10 protein-coding genes and 2 tRNA genes are annotated in these 16,310 nt (G+C 66.6%); 4 read left to right on the top strand and 8 right to left on the bottom strand.

Annotation, left to right across the window (positions count from 1 at the left end; genetic code table 11):
• Positions 1-890: 890 nt before the first annotated feature.
• Together QFZ29_RS00225 and QFZ29_RS00220 are read right to left on the bottom strand one after the other, a co-directional pair.
• Positions 891-3,344, bottom strand: a complete 2,454-nt coding sequence (locus QFZ29_RS00225) for a X2-like carbohydrate binding domain-containing protein (protein WP_306892230.1) — start codon at positions 3,342-3,344, stop codon at positions 891-893.
• Positions 3,345-3,434: 90 nt separating this feature from the next.
• Complete coding sequence (locus QFZ29_RS00220; protein ID WP_306892229.1) at positions 3,435-5,621, bottom strand: alpha-galactosidase; 2,187 nt, start codon at positions 5,619-5,621, stop codon at positions 3,435-3,437.
• Positions 5,622-5,757: 136 nt separating this feature from the next.
• Between QFZ29_RS00220 and QFZ29_RS00215 the strand changes: the two genes are divergently transcribed.
• The 4 genes from QFZ29_RS00215 to QFZ29_RS00200 are packed head-to-tail and all read left to right on the top strand — an operon-like array spanning position 5,758 to position 11,508.
• The gene (locus tag QFZ29_RS00215; protein WP_306892228.1) at positions 5,758-8,217 is read left to right on the top strand and encodes a glycosyl hydrolase family 95 catalytic domain-containing protein; all 2,460 of its coding nucleotides are present in this window, start codon (positions 5,758-5,760) and stop codon (positions 8,215-8,217) included.
• The gene (locus tag QFZ29_RS00210) at positions 8,207-9,172 is read left to right on the top strand and encodes an acetylxylan esterase (RefSeq protein WP_306892227.1); all 966 of its coding nucleotides are present in this window, start codon (positions 8,207-8,209) and stop codon (positions 9,170-9,172) included. The genes QFZ29_RS00215 and QFZ29_RS00210 overlap by 11 nt, the downstream gene beginning before the upstream one ends.
• Before the next feature lie 37 nt (positions 9,173-9,209).
• Positions 9,210-10,376 (top strand): ROK family transcriptional regulator, encoded by a 1,167-nt coding sequence (locus QFZ29_RS00205; RefSeq protein ID WP_306892226.1) that lies wholly within the window; start codon positions 9,210-9,212, stop codon positions 10,374-10,376.
• A 43-nt stretch (positions 10,377-10,419) separates the two neighbouring features.
• A complete protein-coding gene (locus QFZ29_RS00200; protein ID WP_306892225.1) occupies positions 10,420-11,508 on the top strand; it encodes a mandelate racemase/muconate lactonizing enzyme family protein in 1,089 nt (362 codons plus the stop codon).
• A 79-nt stretch (positions 11,509-11,587) separates the two neighbouring features.
• On the opposite strand, the gene QFZ29_RS00195 is transcribed toward QFZ29_RS00200, so the two are convergent.
• From QFZ29_RS00195 to QFZ29_RS00170, 6 genes are all read right to left on the bottom strand, one after another.
• Complete coding sequence (locus tag QFZ29_RS00195) at positions 11,588-13,216, bottom strand: extracellular solute-binding protein (protein WP_306892224.1); 1,629 nt, start codon at positions 13,214-13,216, stop codon at positions 11,588-11,590.
• A gap of 58 nt (positions 13,217-13,274) precedes the next feature.
• The gene (locus tag QFZ29_RS00190; protein WP_306892223.1) at positions 13,275-14,252 is read right to left on the bottom strand and encodes a carbohydrate ABC transporter permease; all 978 of its coding nucleotides are present in this window, start codon (positions 14,250-14,252) and stop codon (positions 13,275-13,277) included.
• Positions 14,249-15,223: an ABC transporter permease gene (locus QFZ29_RS00185; RefSeq protein WP_306892222.1), complete on the bottom strand. Its 975-nt coding sequence runs from the start codon at positions 15,221-15,223 to the stop codon at positions 14,249-14,251. The genes QFZ29_RS00190 and QFZ29_RS00185 overlap by 4 nt, the downstream gene beginning before the upstream one ends.
• A gap of 425 nt (positions 15,224-15,648) precedes the next feature.
• A tRNA-Met gene (locus QFZ29_RS00180) sits at positions 15,649-15,722 on the bottom strand.
• Between the two features lie 34 nt (positions 15,723-15,756).
• Positions 15,757-15,828: transfer RNA gene (locus QFZ29_RS00175), tRNA-Thr, on the bottom strand.
• A gap of 62 nt (positions 15,829-15,890) precedes the next feature.
• Positions 15,891-16,220: a DUF4190 domain-containing protein gene (locus QFZ29_RS00170; protein WP_306892221.1), complete on the bottom strand. Its 330-nt coding sequence runs from the start codon at positions 16,218-16,220 to the stop codon at positions 15,891-15,893.
• Between the last annotated feature and the right edge of the window lie 90 nt (positions 16,221-16,310).

The raw sequence follows: 16,310 nt of genomic DNA, 5'->3' as shown, positions 1-16,310 counted from the left end.
CGGCATGGATGCCTTCTAGCCGACTTGCACCAAGCCTGGATCGTCGGCGAAGAGCTCGCAGGCACACTTCCGCCACGAGCCGCTGCTGAAGAGGTCGGTGTAGCACTGGCCGAGGTGCTCAGCGCTCTCGTGGCCGCAGTGCAAGCAGATGTCTTTGGGGTCCGTTGTCATGGCTTCGGCCTCCAAGTGAGTTTGGACAGGAACGGGCTGCTTCGTCGGAGGTTGGGATGCTAACTCCCTAGTGACAACGTTGTAAAACGGTCACACCGCGTTTCGCCGCCACCCCCGCTCGCTCAGGGGCAATCGGGCCCTGGACTACCGCCATAGCGCGAGCACTTCCTGGTGCCCCCTTCGCTCGGCGGCTCCGGAACAACCGCGACGATCCCTGGACCACGGAAGCTGACGTGTCGCTCGGGACGTGAACGCCGCGTTGGCGTGCATCCCGCGTCGTGCACGCGACCTCCACGAGCGATACCCGCTTGCGGAACGCCAGTCTGGGAGGCGCGGACCGGGTCCTTGGTTTCAACGCGCAGGTCGGAGTCGGCCGCAGTCTCCGCTGGTTGCAGATTCGGTTCGAATCCTGCGAGGTTGACTGACCGCATATGGATGTCGCCGGAGACGAGGCCCTTGTGTTTGTCGACGATGTCGAAATGGTGGAGCGGCCAGAGCAGGCTCCGTTCCTTCTCGATGTTGTTCACCCAGTGAGCCCGGGCGGTGTTTCGCTCTGTACGAGGTCTCCAGGCCGAGGGAGAGATAGTTCAGGCCTGGATTGAGGGCAGAGCCCCCTCCCCGCCCTGGCTCCCCCTTCCGGGGCTCACCCCATCGGTCCTACGGCAGAGCCCCGCGCGCAGGTGCGAGCGACGGCACGCGCCGCCGCCCGCACCTGGTACTCAACGCACTACATACGACAGCCCGTCGATCCGCAGCATGTCGCCGGATGCCTTGACGATCCGGATGGTGTGCTCGCCCTTTCGCAGATCGCCGCTCGTGAAGAGCTCCTGCTGGGTGAGCCGCACATCGCCGTGCAGGTCGACGGTGTCGACCAGCTTGTCGTCGATGTAGACCTCGGCCGTGCCCTGGTCGGGCCCGACCGGTCCTGTGAGTGTCACCTTCGATCCGCTGAACGTCAGCGACACCGAGGCGCCGTCAGCGCCTGCCCAGTGCACGTCGTCGCGGATGTCTCCGCGGAAGCGGAACTCCAGCGCCGAGTCGCCGTCTGCCAGAGAGACCAGGAAGGCCGACCCGAAAGTCACGACGGATCCGTCGATCGTATAGTCGGTGCCGCTGTCCAGCGCGGTGCCGTCGCGGTACACCCCGACGAGTTCGCTCGGATCCCGCAGCAGCGTCACCATGGCATCCGCCGGGTTGGCTCGGTCGAACGCCACGTGATCGACGTCGATGACGCCCTCCTCCACGACGTCGAGCTTGTCGAGCAGCATGAACTGACCGGACTTCTTCACCACGCGCAGCGTGTGGGTGCCGTTCGGGAGATCCCTAGCACTGAAAACGACCTGCTGCACGCCGCGACCCTCAGCCTGGTAGGTGTCGACCGTGTCGACGAGCACGCCGTCGAGGTAGACCTCCGCTTCGCCTTGCGAGGAATGGGTCTCGGTCACCCAGTCGATGCCCGTCCCCACGAAGGAGTACTCGAAGGCCGAGCCGTTGGCTTCGCTGTACTGGACGTCGTCCTGATAGTCACCCAAACCGCGACCGCCGCTCTGGCTCCAGGTGCCGCTGTAGACGATCCCCGGCCCGTTATTATTCACGCTGCGCACGTTCGACTCCCCGGTTTCGGGAGCCTCACCCCCCTGCGACGAGTCGAAGACGGAAACGGTCAGCGCCTGCGAACGCGCCGCGACCTCCTTGCCGCCGTTGCGGGTCCAGTCGCCCTCGTAGTCGAGGCGCGCGTCGTCGTCGTTGAGCCCGATGTGGCTGTTCTTCGCGGGCGTGAATGTGAACAACTCCGTGCCGTGAACCGGCACGTCCTCGGCCACGAACTCGCCGCTGACGCTGCCGAGATCTTTCTTCCGCCAGAGGTCCCGCACCTTCACGGAGCCATCGATGCCCAGGTCGGCGAGCGACACCGTGATGTCGGCGTCGGTGCGACCGAGGTTGAAGACCGCCACGGTCACCGATCCGTCGGGGTTCGTGGAGTACCAGGTCTGCCGCGGCGTCGCCGTGGACACCGGGTGCGCTGGGCGACCCGTCTGGTTGACGGCGATCACCTCAGAGTTCGTGAGGAGCTCGAGTCCGTACTCGTCGAGGTTCGTCATGTCGTTGCCGATGTACATCGGAGCAGCCGACACCGCCCAGAGCGTCGCCGCTGTGCGCCGCTCGTCCTTCGTCAGGCCGTCCATCTGGCCGTTGCCGACGTTGAGCGAATCGAAGTCGTTCCATCCCTCTGGCCCTGCGTGCCGCCACCAGTCGGCCGCCTTGGGGAACAGTCGTGCGATGTTGTCCCAGGTGGTCAGCGCCTCGTTCTCGCAGTAGCACTCGACGTCCCAGTCGACCCGCCACCCCTGCGCGTGCTCCTTCCAGAAGTCCACGTACCGGATGTCGAGCGCCCAGGACAGCTCGAACCAGATGTCGTATGGCTGCAGTGCTGCAGACCACGCCGCGACATCGTCACGTGCGTCGAGCGACAGGTCGCCGATGCCTGACCCTGGAGTCACGCTGTCGAACTTGACGAAGTCGACACCCCACTCGCCGAGCAATGCGGCGATGGAGTCGATGTAAGCCTGCGCGCAGGGGTTCGAAAAGTCGATCCGGTGCCCGATGGCCCAGTAGTCGCCCTGCTGCAGGGGGCGCTTGACGATGTCTCCCGTCGAGCAGTCAGGTGCGCCGAAGATCGGCAGGTCCGCTCCGTAGACCTCCGGCGAGATCCCGGGAATGAAGTAGAGACCGACCTTCTGACCGTTGGCGTGGATGTGGTCGATGACCTCCTGCAGGCCGTCCGGATAGAGGGTCTCGCTGGGAACAGGGCGCGCATACTCGTCGACACCGCCGTTCCACCCGGCGTCGATGTTGATGTACTCGTAGCCGAAATCCTGCAGCTTTTCGTGCATGGCGTCGGACTGGGCGATGATCTGATCAGCAATGATCCACTGTTGCCCGTTCCCCGCGTACACCTGCATGCTGTAGCTGCTCCAGCCCATATAGGGACGTGCACCGAGTTCCTCCGCTTCGCTCGTCGTCGCCTGCGATGTCGCCGGCCGCAGGGTCGACGGCGCCGCTGAGATCTCGGGCGGAGCCGCAGCGTAGGCCGTAGCGGTGCCGGCGCCGAGTGCGAGCGCACCTGCGGCTGCTGCCGCCAGCCATCGCAGCCTCACGACTGCACGGTTCATGTTCTTCATGCTCTTCCTCTCTTCATGGGGTTCGACGGTGAACCCCGCGCTTCGTCGCGCGGCTCTCGGGGAACTCAGGACGCGAACGACTCACGCGAGCCGTTCGACATCGAACAGCAGCGCCTGCTGCGGATTGAGCGTCGGCATGGGCAGGCCCGCGATGGTGAGAACGGCACCCGGCACCTCGAATCCGCTCTCGGCAGCCGAGTCGAGCCAGACGGGATCCACGCCCTCGTGCCGCTGCGCGACACCGAGCTCTGTACGCAGCCGCACGCGATAGCGCACCCGCTGGTCGAGGCCGGGGAAGACCACCCGGCCGCTCTGCCCGGCATCCGAGGTGGCCAGCCGCGCCCAGGTGTAGAGCGCCCGCGCGCCATCGGGCGCCACGATGCCCGTGAACATGGTGGCCTCGTCGGCGAGATCGGCGTTGACCACTTCGCCGGAGTGGATGAGCCCGCGCAGCTCGCGGTACATCGCCGTCCACGCCGTGATCGTGCGCAGTTCCTCAGGCGTCGCGACCGTCAGATCGGCCTCGATGCCTGCGTGCGCGGTCAGCGCGATCGCGAGCCGGAACGAGAGGTCGGTCTCGCGGAGCGTCGTGTGCGACTGCTGCGCGCCGAGGTGCGAGCCGATGAGCTCGGGCGGGACGAGCATCCTCGTCCACCGTTCGATCCGCGCTCTCTCCACCGGGTCGTTGCAGTCCGACGCCCAGAGGCGGTCGGTGCGTTCCAGGATTCCCAGATCGACGCGCCCGCCACCTCCCGAGCAGGTCTCGATCTCCAGCCGCGGATGGTTCGTCCGCAGTTCGTCGAGCATGCGGTACAGCGCGAGGGTCTGGGCCCGGACCTGCGGCCGGTCGACGCCGTCACGGGTGGCGACGGGCTCCATCAGGTCGCGATTGTGATCCCACTTGATGTAGTCGAGGTCGTGCTTCGTCACGAGGGCGCTGATGCGCTCGAGGACGACTGCATAGGCGTCGGGATTCGCGAGATCCAGCACCTGCTGCTGACGTGAGGTCGCCCCGGCGCCGCTCCTCGGCGCGAGCACCCAGTCGGGATGCTCGCGAGCCAGATCCGAATCGGGGTTGATCATCTCAGGCTCGAACCACAACCCGAACTGCATCCCGCGCGAGCGCACCGCGTCGACCAGCGGACCGAGCCCGTCCGGCCAGATCTGCTCGTCGACGAGCCAGTCGCCGAGTCCGGCGCTCGCATCCCGTCTGCCGCGGAACCAGCCGTCATCGAGAACGATGCGCTCGACGCCGACCTCTGCGGCCCGGTCGGCGAGTTCGACGAGACGATCGAGATCGTGATCGAAGTACACCGCCTCCCAGGTGTTGAGCACGAGCGGGCGAGGCGACGAAGGATGCTGGGGCCGCGCCCTGAGCCGGTTGTGCAGTCGCGCGGCGATTCCGTCCAGTCCGCGATCGGACCAGGTGAACAGGACCGTCGGGGCGTCATAGCGCTCCCCTGCTCCGAGGATCACCTCCCCCGAGCGCAGCAGTTCCCCCGCCCCGATGACGCCGGAGAACTCACCCGCCCCTTCCGGCAGCCGCTCGGCGACATACTCGCCATCGCCGCTCCAGGCCAGGTGTACGCTCCACACCTCGCCGCGGGAGAACCCGAAGCCCTCTGTGCCGGCCGTCAGCAGGTAGGGAGCGTCGTGGCCGGGCTTGCCGCGGCGCGCACGTCGCGCGTGCGTGCCGAAGGAGAACGGCTGCCGTTGCGGCGAGCGCTCGCGACACCACTTCCCCGTGAAGTCGAGCAGTTCGTTCGCCCGGTCGGGGAGCGGAAGCAGTACACGCAGCCCGTCCAGGACGTAGCCGGCTCCGGTGTGGGCCGTGCTCTCGATCGACATGTCGATCGAGAGCACGCCGCTGGCATCCAGTCGACACTCCAGGTGGGAGCGGGTCTCTGTGACGTCATCGGCAAGGTCCATGCGGATGACTCCCCCGCCGGCATCCGAGAGCTCCGTGACGGCGTCGGCGAGGCGCGGGCGGGGGGTCGTCGCGCTGCCTGCGCGGTTGCCGCTCTGTGCCGGCGTCCCGACCCACCCATCCTGCTCGGTCGGCCAGACGGTGAACGTGCGGGCGACGTCGGGAGAGTTGTTGAGCACGGCCTGCACGGAACTCGCACGCAGCGCCGCAGCCGCGGCGCGATCGATCGGGCCGATGTCCGCGCCCCAGTGCAGAACACGAGGGACGCGGCCGGCCAGGTCGATGACGAGTGCGACTCCCGCCGCTCGAAGCACGTGCATCGATGTGTCGTCGCTGACCATCGGCTCCTCCATCTAATTACTTGACAGCGGTAATTAATCATGTTTACGCTGGCATTGCAAGCAAGGATCCGAGGTTTGCGATCTGAGGCCCGAGGCCCTGATCACCAGGATGTCGCCGATCCCCGACAGGAAGCCGATGTCGTCTTCAGCAGCCGACGCACCACAGAATCCGCCTCAGACTCTCCGCCTGTCGTGGCGATCGCCCGCCGACCGGTGGGATGAAGCCGCGCCACTCGGCAACGGCCGTATCGGGGCCATGGCGTTCGGCGGGCCACAGGGCCGATATGCGCTCAACGATGCCACGGTGTGGTCGGGAACGCCCGACGGGCCGGCGGATGCGCTTCGAGACGTCCTCGCTGGTGGCGCGGGCCCGGAACGACTGACCCACGTTCGCAGGGCGCTCGACGCCGGCGATGTCCGCACCGCGGAAGAACTCCTGATGACGTTCGAAGGCCCCTACTCCCAGGAGTTCCTTCCGTTGGCCGATCTCGAGGTGCGGCTTGCAGACGCCGCGGCCTGCCCAGCACGCTTGCTCGACCTCGACGAGGCCGTCCTGATTGAGACCCTGCAGGTGCCTGGCGGTGCCGTCTGCCGGCGCTCTTGGATCTCCGCGCCGGCTCAGGCCCTGATCATCGAACTCACCGCCGACATCGAGTTCACGGCATCCGTCTCGCTCACGACGCCGCTGCGGGGCGGTCTCTCGCCACGGCATGGATCGGGCGGCATGACGCTCGATGTCGTCGCGCCCATCGACGGAGCCCCACTGCACGAGTCGTCGATCGCGACGCCCCTGCGGTATGCCGATGATGACACCGGCTTCGACGCGTTCGCCGCGGTCGCGGTCGCATGGAGCACCGATGGTTTCGTGGAGGTCACGCCCGAGGGCGCGACGGTCCGCGGAGCTCGCCGGCTGCTGATCGCCCTCTCCACATCGTCCCGCGCCGCGTCGTGGTGGGCCGGCGCGGACGAGGAGTGGCGGAACGCCTCCCGTGAGGCGATCCGGGACCTCGCAACAGCACAGGCGGATGCCGCGGCTCACCGCGACCCGTCCGTCCTGCTCTCCGAGCACATCGCCGACCGTCGGCGTGTGTCCAGGGCGCGGTTCGCGATCGGCGGTCGCCGAGATGGTATCTGGGACGTCGACCGCGACATCCTTCACGGTGCCGATCCGATGCTCAAGGCGACGGTGATCGCCGAGTTCGGCGCCTATCTGCTCGCCTCGTGCTCGCGCTCCGGGAACCCGCCAGCGAATCTGCAGGGCATCTGGAACGACCAGCTGCGCCCTGCCTGGTCATCGAACTACACGATCAACATCAACACGCAGATGAACTACTGGGCGGCTCCGGTCCTCGGCATGGATGATCCGTTCGAGCCGCTGCTCGCCCTCACTGAACACCTCGCCCGTAACGGCACCGCCACCGCCCGTGAACTGTACGGCGCACGTGGCTGGGTGGCTCACCACAACAGCGATCTCTGGGGGTGGAGCCTCCCTGTCGGCGGTGGGCACGGCGCTGCGAGCTGGGCCATCTGGATGATGGGCGGCGTGTGGCTGACCCACAACCTCTGGGACGCGTACGAGTTCGGCGGGGACCTCGGACTTCTCCGGTCCCGCATCTGGCCGCTCATGCGCGGGGCGGTCGAGTTCAGCCTCGACTGGCTGACGCCCGACGCCGACGGCCGACTTCGCACCTCGCCGTCGACCTCGCCGGAGAACTCATTCTTCGCGGCGGACGGCGAGTCCACCGCTCTCGGCCTCACCTCCGCATCCGATCTGCTGCTGATCCAGGCGCTCTTCGAACGGGCGCTGGCTGCGATCGCGGTCCTGAGGGTCGACGAGGATGAGCTCGTCGCCGAGATCGAAGGCGCCCTCATCGCACTCGCCTCCGTCGGCGTCGCCGCCGACGGCAGGCTGCGAGAGTGGTCAGCCGACGTCATCGAGGTCGAGCCCCTGCACCGCCATATGACGCCGATGGTCGGCGTGTACCCGCTCGACACGATCACCCGCGAGCGCGCGCCCGAGCTCTTCGACGCGGGCGTGCGCTTGCTCGATGCCCGCGGTCCCGGCGCGATGGGCTGGTCGTGGGCGTGGAAGATCGCGCTGCGCGCTCGCATCGGAGACGGCGACACGGCCGCGTCGCTGCTCGACGAGGCGCTGACGCCGTTCGACGGCGACGCCGCTAGGCACGGGCCCGTCGACGGTTCGGAATGGGGAGGGCTGCTACCGAACCTCTTCAGCACCCACCCGCCCTTCCAGATCGATGCGAACCTCGGGTTCCCGGCGAGCATCGCCGAGATGCTCGTGCAGAGCCATGCCGGCGTCATCCGCCTGCTGCCCGCCCTCCCCTCGACGTGGAGCGAAGGCGATGTGCAGGGCATCGGCGTGCGCACCGGCCTCATCGCCGACCTGGCCTGGCGAGACGGCCTCCTCATCGAGGCGCGGCTGCACAACGATTCCAACGAGGACCGCATCGCCGTCGTTGCGTACGCCGAGCGCCGGATCACCCTGCGCGTCCCCGGCGGAGAGAGCGTCGAGGTGCCGGTGCAGGAACTCACCGAATCCGTACCCTCCGCGGCTGGAGGACGTCATGCGCGGTGACGTCACGGTCGTCGACGCTCCCACCACTCAGATCGAACCGGCCGACTTCGACAACTTCTGGGCCCAGACGCTCGAAGAGACCCGTCGACACCCGCTCGACGTCACGGTCGAACCGCGCGAGACGCGACTGACGATGGTCGACGTCTTCGAGGTGACCTTCAGCGGGTTCGGCGGCACGAGGATCAAAGCCTGGTTGCGCGTGCCCCGCGGTGTGGCATGGCCGCTCCCCGGTCTCGTGCAGTTCTTCGGCTACGGCAACGGGCGAGGGCACGCATTGCGCGATCTGCGCTGGGCCGCTGCGGGCTACGCCCACCTCGTGGTCGACGTGCGCGGTCAGGGCCACGGCGACACCGAAGACGATCATCCGGATGGCGGACCGTCGGCCGGCGGATTCCTCACACGCGGGCTTCGCTCACCGCACGAGTACTTCTACCGCCGGGTCTACGCCGACGCGGTCAGAGCCGTCGAAGCGCTCCGGTCTTTCGACCTGGTCGACGCATCCCGCGTGGGGACCGTGGGGGCGAGCCAGGGCGGCGGCATCTCGCTCGCGATCGCCGGACTCGTCCCCGACATCGCGGTCGCGATCATCCAGGCGCCGTTCCTGTGCGAGCTCGACCGAGCCGCCGAGCTCAGCACCGAGTTCCCGTACGCACTGCTCACACAGCACTTCGCCGATCGTCGCCTCGACACCGCGACTGCGCTCGACACGCTGCGCTATTTCGACGGCGTGAATCACGCGAAGCGCGCGACCGCCCCGGCTCTCCTCAGCACCGGCATGCGCGACGGCATCACGCCGCCGGCAACCGTCCTGCCCGCGTTCACCGCGTATGCCGGCGAGAAGCAGATCGTGCTCTGGCCATACAACGGGCACGAAGCCGGCGGCGACCTCGACGAGGAGAACGCCCTGGAATTCGCCGCGACCCATCTTGCCCCGGCCTCCCGGCCGCGACCCTGATCATTGGCTACCGTATTCGACAACGACCGAGGAAACGATGGATCACAAGATCGCCGCACGCACCAGCCTCATCAGATCGGCATCGGATGCCGGATCGAAGGTGTTCGCGACGATCCTCACCCGCAGTCCGATCAGCCGCATCGACATCGCCCGGCACACCGGGCTGTCGCAGGCGGCGGTCACGAAGGCCGTCTCTCCGCTCGTCGCCGCCGGGCTCGTGGATGCCCCACCCGCCGCACACCGTGACGGAAATCGAGGGCGTCCGGTCGCACCGGTCTCGATCATCCCGGAGGCGCTGATCATGCTCGGCGTCAAGGTCAACGTCGACGAGGTGATCGCCGTCGCCACCGATCTCGGCACCGCCGTGCTCGCGAGCGAGCAGCGAGCTCTCGCCGTCCACGACCCGCAGGTTGTCCTCGAAGCGATCGTCGACGTCGTCAGCGCGCTGGAGAGCAGGCTCGGTGACAGGTCGGCTGCCATCGCCGGCCTCGGAGTCTCCGTGTCGGGCGATGTCGACACCGAGACCGGCGTCGTCCGCGAATCGGCGATCATGGGGTGGATCGATGAGGACTTCGGCGGAAGGCTGCAGGAGCGGCTGGGTCGCCCAGTGACACTCGAGAACGACGTGCACGCCCTCACCATCGGCGAGCACTGGTTCGGAGTCGGTCTCGGGACAGCGTCGTTCGCCATCGTCACCATCGGACGCGGTATCGGCAGCGGCCTTCATCTGAACGGCCAGGTCGTGACTGGAGCGTATGGAGTTTCGGGCGAGATCGGCCACCTTCCTCTCGCGGACCCGGAGCGCATCTGCGCGTGCGGGCGCCGAGGTTGTGTCGAGGCCGTCGCCTCCACGGGCGCGATCGAGGCTGCGGTCTCTGCGGCGCACGGTCGAGACGTCATCATCGATGAGGCAGTGAGACTCGCGCACCAGGGCGATCCGGCGGCCGAGGCCGCGTTCCGTGAAGCCGCCGCAGTCATCGGCACCGCGATCGCGACGCTCGTGAACCTCGCCGGCCCGGAACTGGTCATCATCGGCGGCGAGGGCGTGACGAACTTCGACCTCTTCGAACAGACCCTGCGCAACTCATTCAACGCGCATGCGTTCGGCGCCGCCGCACGCTGCCCGATCGTGACCCGCCCCCACACTTTCCAGGACTGGGCCCGCGGCGCCGCCGCCGCGGCGATCCAGTCGCTGGTCCGCTGAGGCCGCGCGCCGCGGCATCCCGTCCTACCGTTTCGGAGAAGTAGTGCCCGTCATCACCAGCGCCAGCGCGATGCTTGTCGACATCCCCGTCGAGACCGTCCGCACCGATGCCATGCAGTCGTTCCTGAAACAGGAGACGATCATCGTCGACCTCACCACGGACGATGCCACACCCGGCCGCGGCTACGCGTACACAATCGGCACCGGCGGCCGCGCCGTGCTGTCAATGCTGCGTGATCACCTCCTGCCCGCCGTCATCGGCCAGGACGTTCGCCGCCCCGAGGCTGCTTGGCGGCATCTCTACTCCCAGACACGCGCGACGACCGTCGGCGCGATCACGTCGCTCGCCCTCGCGGCGATCGACACCGCCATTTGGGACGCACGATGCCGCCGCGCTGGCGAGCCGCTGTGGCGCATGGCCGGTGGCAGCCGACCTGATGTGCCGCTGTACGACACGGAGGGCGGCTGGCTGCACATCGACACTGTGAGGCTCGTCGAGAACACTGTCTCAGCCCGCAATGACGGCTGGCAGGGATCGAAGCTCAAGGTCGGATCGCCCGACCCTCGACGAGACATCGACCGTCTCGCCTCCGTGCGCGCTGCCGTCGGCCCTGGCTACCCGCTGATGGTCGACGCGAACCAGGGCCTCACTCTCGCCGACGCACGGGCACTGGCCCAGGCACTCGAGTCCTCCAGCATTGCCTGGCTCGAGGAGCCGATGCCCGCCGACGACGTGTCCGCGCACGCTCGTCTAGTCGAATCGACGAGCATCCCGATCGCGGTCGGCGAGTCCCTGTACTCCGTCGGTCAGTTCAAGGAGTACCTTGCGCGGGACGCCGCGACTATCGTGCAACCGGACGTGGCGCGCGTCGGCGGAATCACCCCGTGGCTGAAGATCGCCCACCTCGCGGAGGCGTTCAACGTGCCGGTCTGCCCACACTTCCTGATGGAGCTGCATGTGAGCCTCGTCGCCGCTGTCCCGAACGGCCGGATCGTGGAATACATCCCGCAGCTGCGGGCAGTCACGACCGCCGACCTGACGGTGGCCCACGGCCGCACCACCGCACCGGATGAGCCCGGCCTCGGCATCAGTTGGGACGAGGATGCCCTCGACGATCTGCGCGTACTCTGAACCGCGGCATTCGAACCGGAACGCGATTCTGCCCGATGGTCTGATCGACCACCGGGCAGAACGCTAGGTTCTCAGCTCATCACAGCGCGTCATACAGCGCCTGCTGCAGCTCCAGATAGCGCTCGATTCCGAGACCGTTCAGGTCGTCGACATATGCCTGCCAGGCACCGTCATCGTCGATGTCGCGTTGCCCCGTGACGAACTCGGCCTGCGCCTGCGTGATGTAGTTGGCGATGTTCGTCTGCAGATCGGCGAGCTCGGCAGAGGTCTCCGGGTCGGGCCACAGCTTCTCGGCCGGGAACAGGATGCTCTCGTCAGGCTGATAGGGCTCATACTCCTGGGTCGCGTAGAGCAGGCGCCGCTCGTAGCCGTCCGGCGAGTAGATGTCCTCCGGCACGACCTGGGAGTTGCGGTACTCGAGCGAGTCCCAGTACTGCCCCATCGAGCGCCAAGCGGCGTTCGATGTCTCGTCGTAGGTGAGCGGCTTGAAGGTTGGCTCCAGCTCGGGGTCGAGCGCGACGTCGCCCTCGACGGCGGGAACCCATGCCTCGCCCTCCGGACCCATCGCACCGCGCTTATCGCCTTCGTCGGTCACCAGGTAGTCGATGAGCTTGATCGCCTTCATCCTCTCCTCCTCGGTCGACTTGTTCGTGAGCGCGAACATGCCGAGCGGGTTGACCGGAGACCGCCACGTCGCGAGCTGTGTGCCGTCTGGGCCGGCGACCGGCGCGATCGCGTCGTAGTTCTTGTCACGGCCGTCAGGCGAGTCCGCCGTCACGAACTCATACGGGTGCAGCACGGCCGCAGCCCCCAGGATCTCGCCGCCCGCGTTATCGCCGAGCGCCTTGAGCGCGTCGCCGTTCTGGGTGAACGCGGCGGTGTCGAGCAAACCCTCATCGGCGAGGGAGGCAACATACTGCAGTCCCGCCCGCCATCCGTCCGACGTGGCGGCGACCGTGACCTTGCCACCGTCCATCACCAGCGGCGGCGGGCTGGAGGGGCCTCCCACCGGCGCGTAGGCGAACGCGTTCATGAAGTAGTTGATGATCGGCTCCGCGGCCGATGCACTCAGGGCCACCTCGTCCTGTTGTCCGTTGCCGTTGGGGTCGTCGTCCTTGAACGCTCGCAGCACGTCGCGCAGCTCTTCAGTGGTAGTCGGCTGCTCGAGACCGAGGTTCTCCAGCCAGCTCGAGTTGATCCACAGCTTCGAGGGGAAGCTGCAGTGGAAGCACTCGCTCCACTGCGTGATCGCGTAGATGTGACCGTCGGGAGCAGTGACGGACTCCTTCCAGTCCGGCTTCTCCTCGAAGCGCTCCGTGAGGTTCGGGGCGTACTCGTCGATGAGGTCCTCCAGCGGCACCAGAACGCCCTGCTGGCCGTACTTGAGGATCTCGCTGCGAGAGAAGGCGTCGACCCACGGCACGAGGAAGTACGCGTCAGGGTAGTCTCCGCTGGCGAGGGACACCTGACGCTTCTCGCCGGCGACGCTGCCGTCGTAGGTGGTCGTCTGCCAGTCGAAGTCGATGTCGAACTTCTTCTCGACCTCTTGGGTGAACGAATTGTCCTTGAGCGAGCCGTTGTCGCCCTGCGGGCCGAACGCGACGAGTTGTCCGTTGTCGTCACTCGGCGGCGTGCAGGCGGACAGCGCGAGTGCGGTCGCTACGACCGTCGTCGCGGCGACAGCGCCTCGGATGATGCTGTGTCTCATTGCCGGAATCTCCTTTGACCGTTTCATGGGTGTTGTGGTGGGTCTGTGTGGCAGAGCTTCAGCCCTTGACGGCGCCGATCATGATGCCCTTGGTGAAGTACTTCGCGACGAACGGATACGCGATGAGCATCGGCACCGTCGCGATGACGACTGTCGAGTACTTGAGCAGATCGGCGAGCTCGCGGCGGCGGAGCTGCTCTGCGACGTTGCCGCCGCCGCCGATGTCGTTCAGCACGAGGAGGCCTCGCAGCACGAGCTGGAGTGGCTGGAGGTCGGCGCTGCGGAGGTAGAGGAGTGCATCGAAGTACGAGTTCCACTGCATGATCGCGTACATCAGCGCGATGACTGCGAGCAGCGGCTTCGCCAGTGGGAGCACCACCGTCCACAGGATCCGCAGTTCGCTCGCACCATCGAGCTGCGCCGCCTCGTATACCTCGTCGGGGATCGAGTTGCGGAAGAAGACGATCGCGATGATGACCTGCCAGACGCCGATCGCGTTCGGCAGCAGCATCGACCACCGGGTGTCGAGTAGACCGAGCGACTGGACCACGAGGTACATCGGGATCACACCGCCGCTGAACAGCATCGTGAACACGACGCCGCCGGTGATGACCTTACGTCCGAAAAGCTGCGTCCGCGAGAGGGGGTAAGCGATCGCGACTGTGCCGAAAACGCTGATCACGGTCCCGACGACCGTGTAGAAGATCGAGTTGGCGAAGCCGCTGACGATCGCCGGATTGCCGAGCGCTTCCGTGTATCCGCGCAGCGTGATGTCCACCGGCCAGAACAGCACCCGTCCGGAGGAGACCGCCTGCGGACTCGACAGGGAGCTCGCGACGATGTTGAGCAGCGGCAGCACCACCACCAGGAGGAACACCGCCAGCAGCAGGTAAGCCGCGATGATGAACGTCCGATCGGCGCGCGTCTCCTTCACCTTCACGCCGCGGGACAGGGGGTCGCGGCGCCGCCCGCGGTTCTTGCTTTTCGCGACGACGATCTCCTCGGTGAGGAGCGCCTCGGTGTTGATCGTGGTCACCACAGTCCGTTTCCCGTCACTCGCTTGGATACGCCGTTGACGACGAGCAGCAGCACGAGACTGATCACGGCGTTGAAGAGCCCGATCGTGGCTCCCAGGCTGAAGTTCGCGTTCAGGATGCCCGTCTTGTACACGTACGTGGGGATGATCTCGGAGGTCGAGAGGTTCAGCGCGTTCTGCAGCAGGAACGCCTTCTCGAACCCGATCGCCATGATGTTGCCAACACCGAGGATCAGGATGATCGTGGCCGTCGGCATGAGCGCGGGGATGTCGACGTTCCAGATCTTCTGCAGCCTGGTCGCGCCGTCGACCTTGGCCGCCTCGTAGAGCGAGGTGTCGACCGATGCGAGCGCAGCGAGATAGATGACCGCCGAGTAGCCGGTCGTGGTCCAGATGTCGGTCGCGACGTAGATATGACGGAAGAAGTCGGCATCCGCCAGCAGGTCGACCTGCCCCGCGCCGAAGAAGCTGAGGGTGCGGCCGAGGATGCCGACCCGTGGCGACAGCAGGAGGATCGTCATCGACACGACGACGACCGTCGAGATGAAGTACGGCGCGTAGGTCACCAGCTGGACCGTGCGCTTGAAGAAGCGCAACCGCACCTCGTTCAGTGCGAGCGCGAGGATGATCGGAAGCGGGAAGCTCGCGATCAGCGTGTACGCCGCGAGGAGGAAGGTGTTCCCGACCAGACGGGGGAAGACGGGGTTGCGGAACAGGTTCGCGAAGTTGTCGAACCCCACCCAGGGACTCCCCCACACACCGTCGATCGGGTTGTAGTTCTTGAAGGCGATGATCGCGTTGGCCATCGGGATGTATCTGAACACCATGAACCACACGACCGGCAGCAGCAGCAACAGGTACAGCTGCCAGTACCTGCGCAGACTTCGAACGAGCTGCGCGCGAAGCGTCAGACGGCGAGGATTCGTCGCTGGCACCTCGACGTGGACATCTTGCTCAACACTGAGCGTCATGGCTGGCCTCTCGGACTATTACTTTACGTCGTAATATAAACATGTCACCGAGTAAACGCAACCCAAACCATGCGAAGCGTCAGAACGCGACCCATCCTCTTCGACACGCGAGGGTCCCGCCGCCACCACAGCGACCGCCCTCTACGGCGCGACTCGGTTGCAGCTCCCATTCGCCCTGACACAGCAGTTCCCGCGCGACAGCACTCCGAGGTGCACGACGCCGACCGACTCCCCCCCCCCCGGCTCTCGAAGGTTCGTTCTCGACAGTCGACGAACCACTCAGAGACGTGATAGCGGCATCCCACATGGATTTCCTCCGCAGCGCAGACGCTTGCGGCCGGATTCGACCTCGCAGAAGTGTTGAACTCATCGAGTTCCTGCCCTTTCATGAGGACAAGAAACCCTGGTCAACCGAAGCTTTGAAGTAGCGAGGGCGGGACTCGAACCCGCGACACCACGATTATGAGCCGTGTGCTCTAACCACCTGAGCTACCCCGCCGGGCAGGTTTCACGGCGCGAGCCGAGAGAACCAGAGCCCCGAGTCAGGATTGAACTGACGACCCCTTCCTTACCATGGAAGTGCTCTACCACTGAGCTATCGGGGCGCGCTGCCGCAACCGGCAACCGTACGAGGATATCACCTCGCCGATGCTCCTCCGAACCGGTGTCACCACATGTAGGGGTTGGCCGCGACGGCGGCGACGCCGAGGAAGAAGACGACGAAGGCGACCACTCCCAGAATGCTGAGCGCGGTGAAGACGTAGCCCAACACGAGGCCCGTGAGCGCGGCGGCATCCCCGAGTTCCCCCTTCGCCCGGATCTGGCTCCGCGCGATATGACCCGTGATGATCGCTGGGATCGACGTGAGCGGGCCGAAGAACACGAACGCCACTGCGAGGCCGAGGCTCACCCACGCGAGCACGTTGTGGGGCGGGTCGGCCGGCACTGGCGCCGGCACGACGTAGGTGGCGGTCGGAGTCGTCGTGGTGGCATCCATGCGCTGGTTCTCCTGTGGTCGTCGAGGGGCGGCGAGCGCCATGCTATCGGTGCGCAGAGTCGGGGCGGTGCACGTCGTCCCCAGCCGCTT

It is taken from the genome of Agromyces albus, assembly GCF_030815405.1.
In the GTDB taxonomy this organism is placed as follows: Bacteria; Actinomycetota; Actinomycetes; order Actinomycetales; family Microbacteriaceae; genus Agromyces; species Agromyces albus_A.
The sequence above is the reverse complement of the archived record's forward strand: the minus strand, read 5'-3'. Positions and strand labels throughout refer to the sequence as shown.

Excerpts from the sequence above, each read along its gene's own strand:
- QFZ29_RS00225 (WP_306892230.1), bottom strand. The coding sequence starts at position 3,344 with ATGAACCGTGCAGTCGTGAGGCTGCGATGGCTGGCGGCAGCAGCCGCA.
- QFZ29_RS00220 (WP_306892229.1), bottom strand. The coding sequence starts at position 5,621 with ATGGTCAGCGACGACACATCGATGCACGTGCTTCGAGCGGCGGGAGTC.
- QFZ29_RS00215 (WP_306892228.1), top strand. The coding sequence starts at position 5,758 with ATGTCGTCTTCAGCAGCCGACGCACCACAGAATCCGCCTCAGACTCTC.
- QFZ29_RS00210 (WP_306892227.1), top strand. The coding sequence starts at position 8,207 with ATGCGCGGTGACGTCACGGTCGTCGACGCTCCCACCACTCAGATCGAA.
- QFZ29_RS00205 (WP_306892226.1), top strand. The coding sequence starts at position 9,210 with ATGGATCACAAGATCGCCGCACGCACCAGCCTCATCAGATCGGCATCG.
- QFZ29_RS00195 (WP_306892224.1), bottom strand. The coding sequence starts at position 13,216 with ATGAGACACAGCATCATCCGAGGCGCTGTCGCCGCGACGACGGTCGTA.
- QFZ29_RS00185 (WP_306892222.1), bottom strand. The coding sequence starts at position 15,223 with ATGACGCTCAGTGTTGAGCAAGATGTCCACGTCGAGGTGCCAGCGACG.
- QFZ29_RS00170 (WP_306892221.1), bottom strand. The coding sequence starts at position 16,220 with ATGGATGCCACCACGACGACTCCGACCGCCACCTACGTCGTGCCGGCG.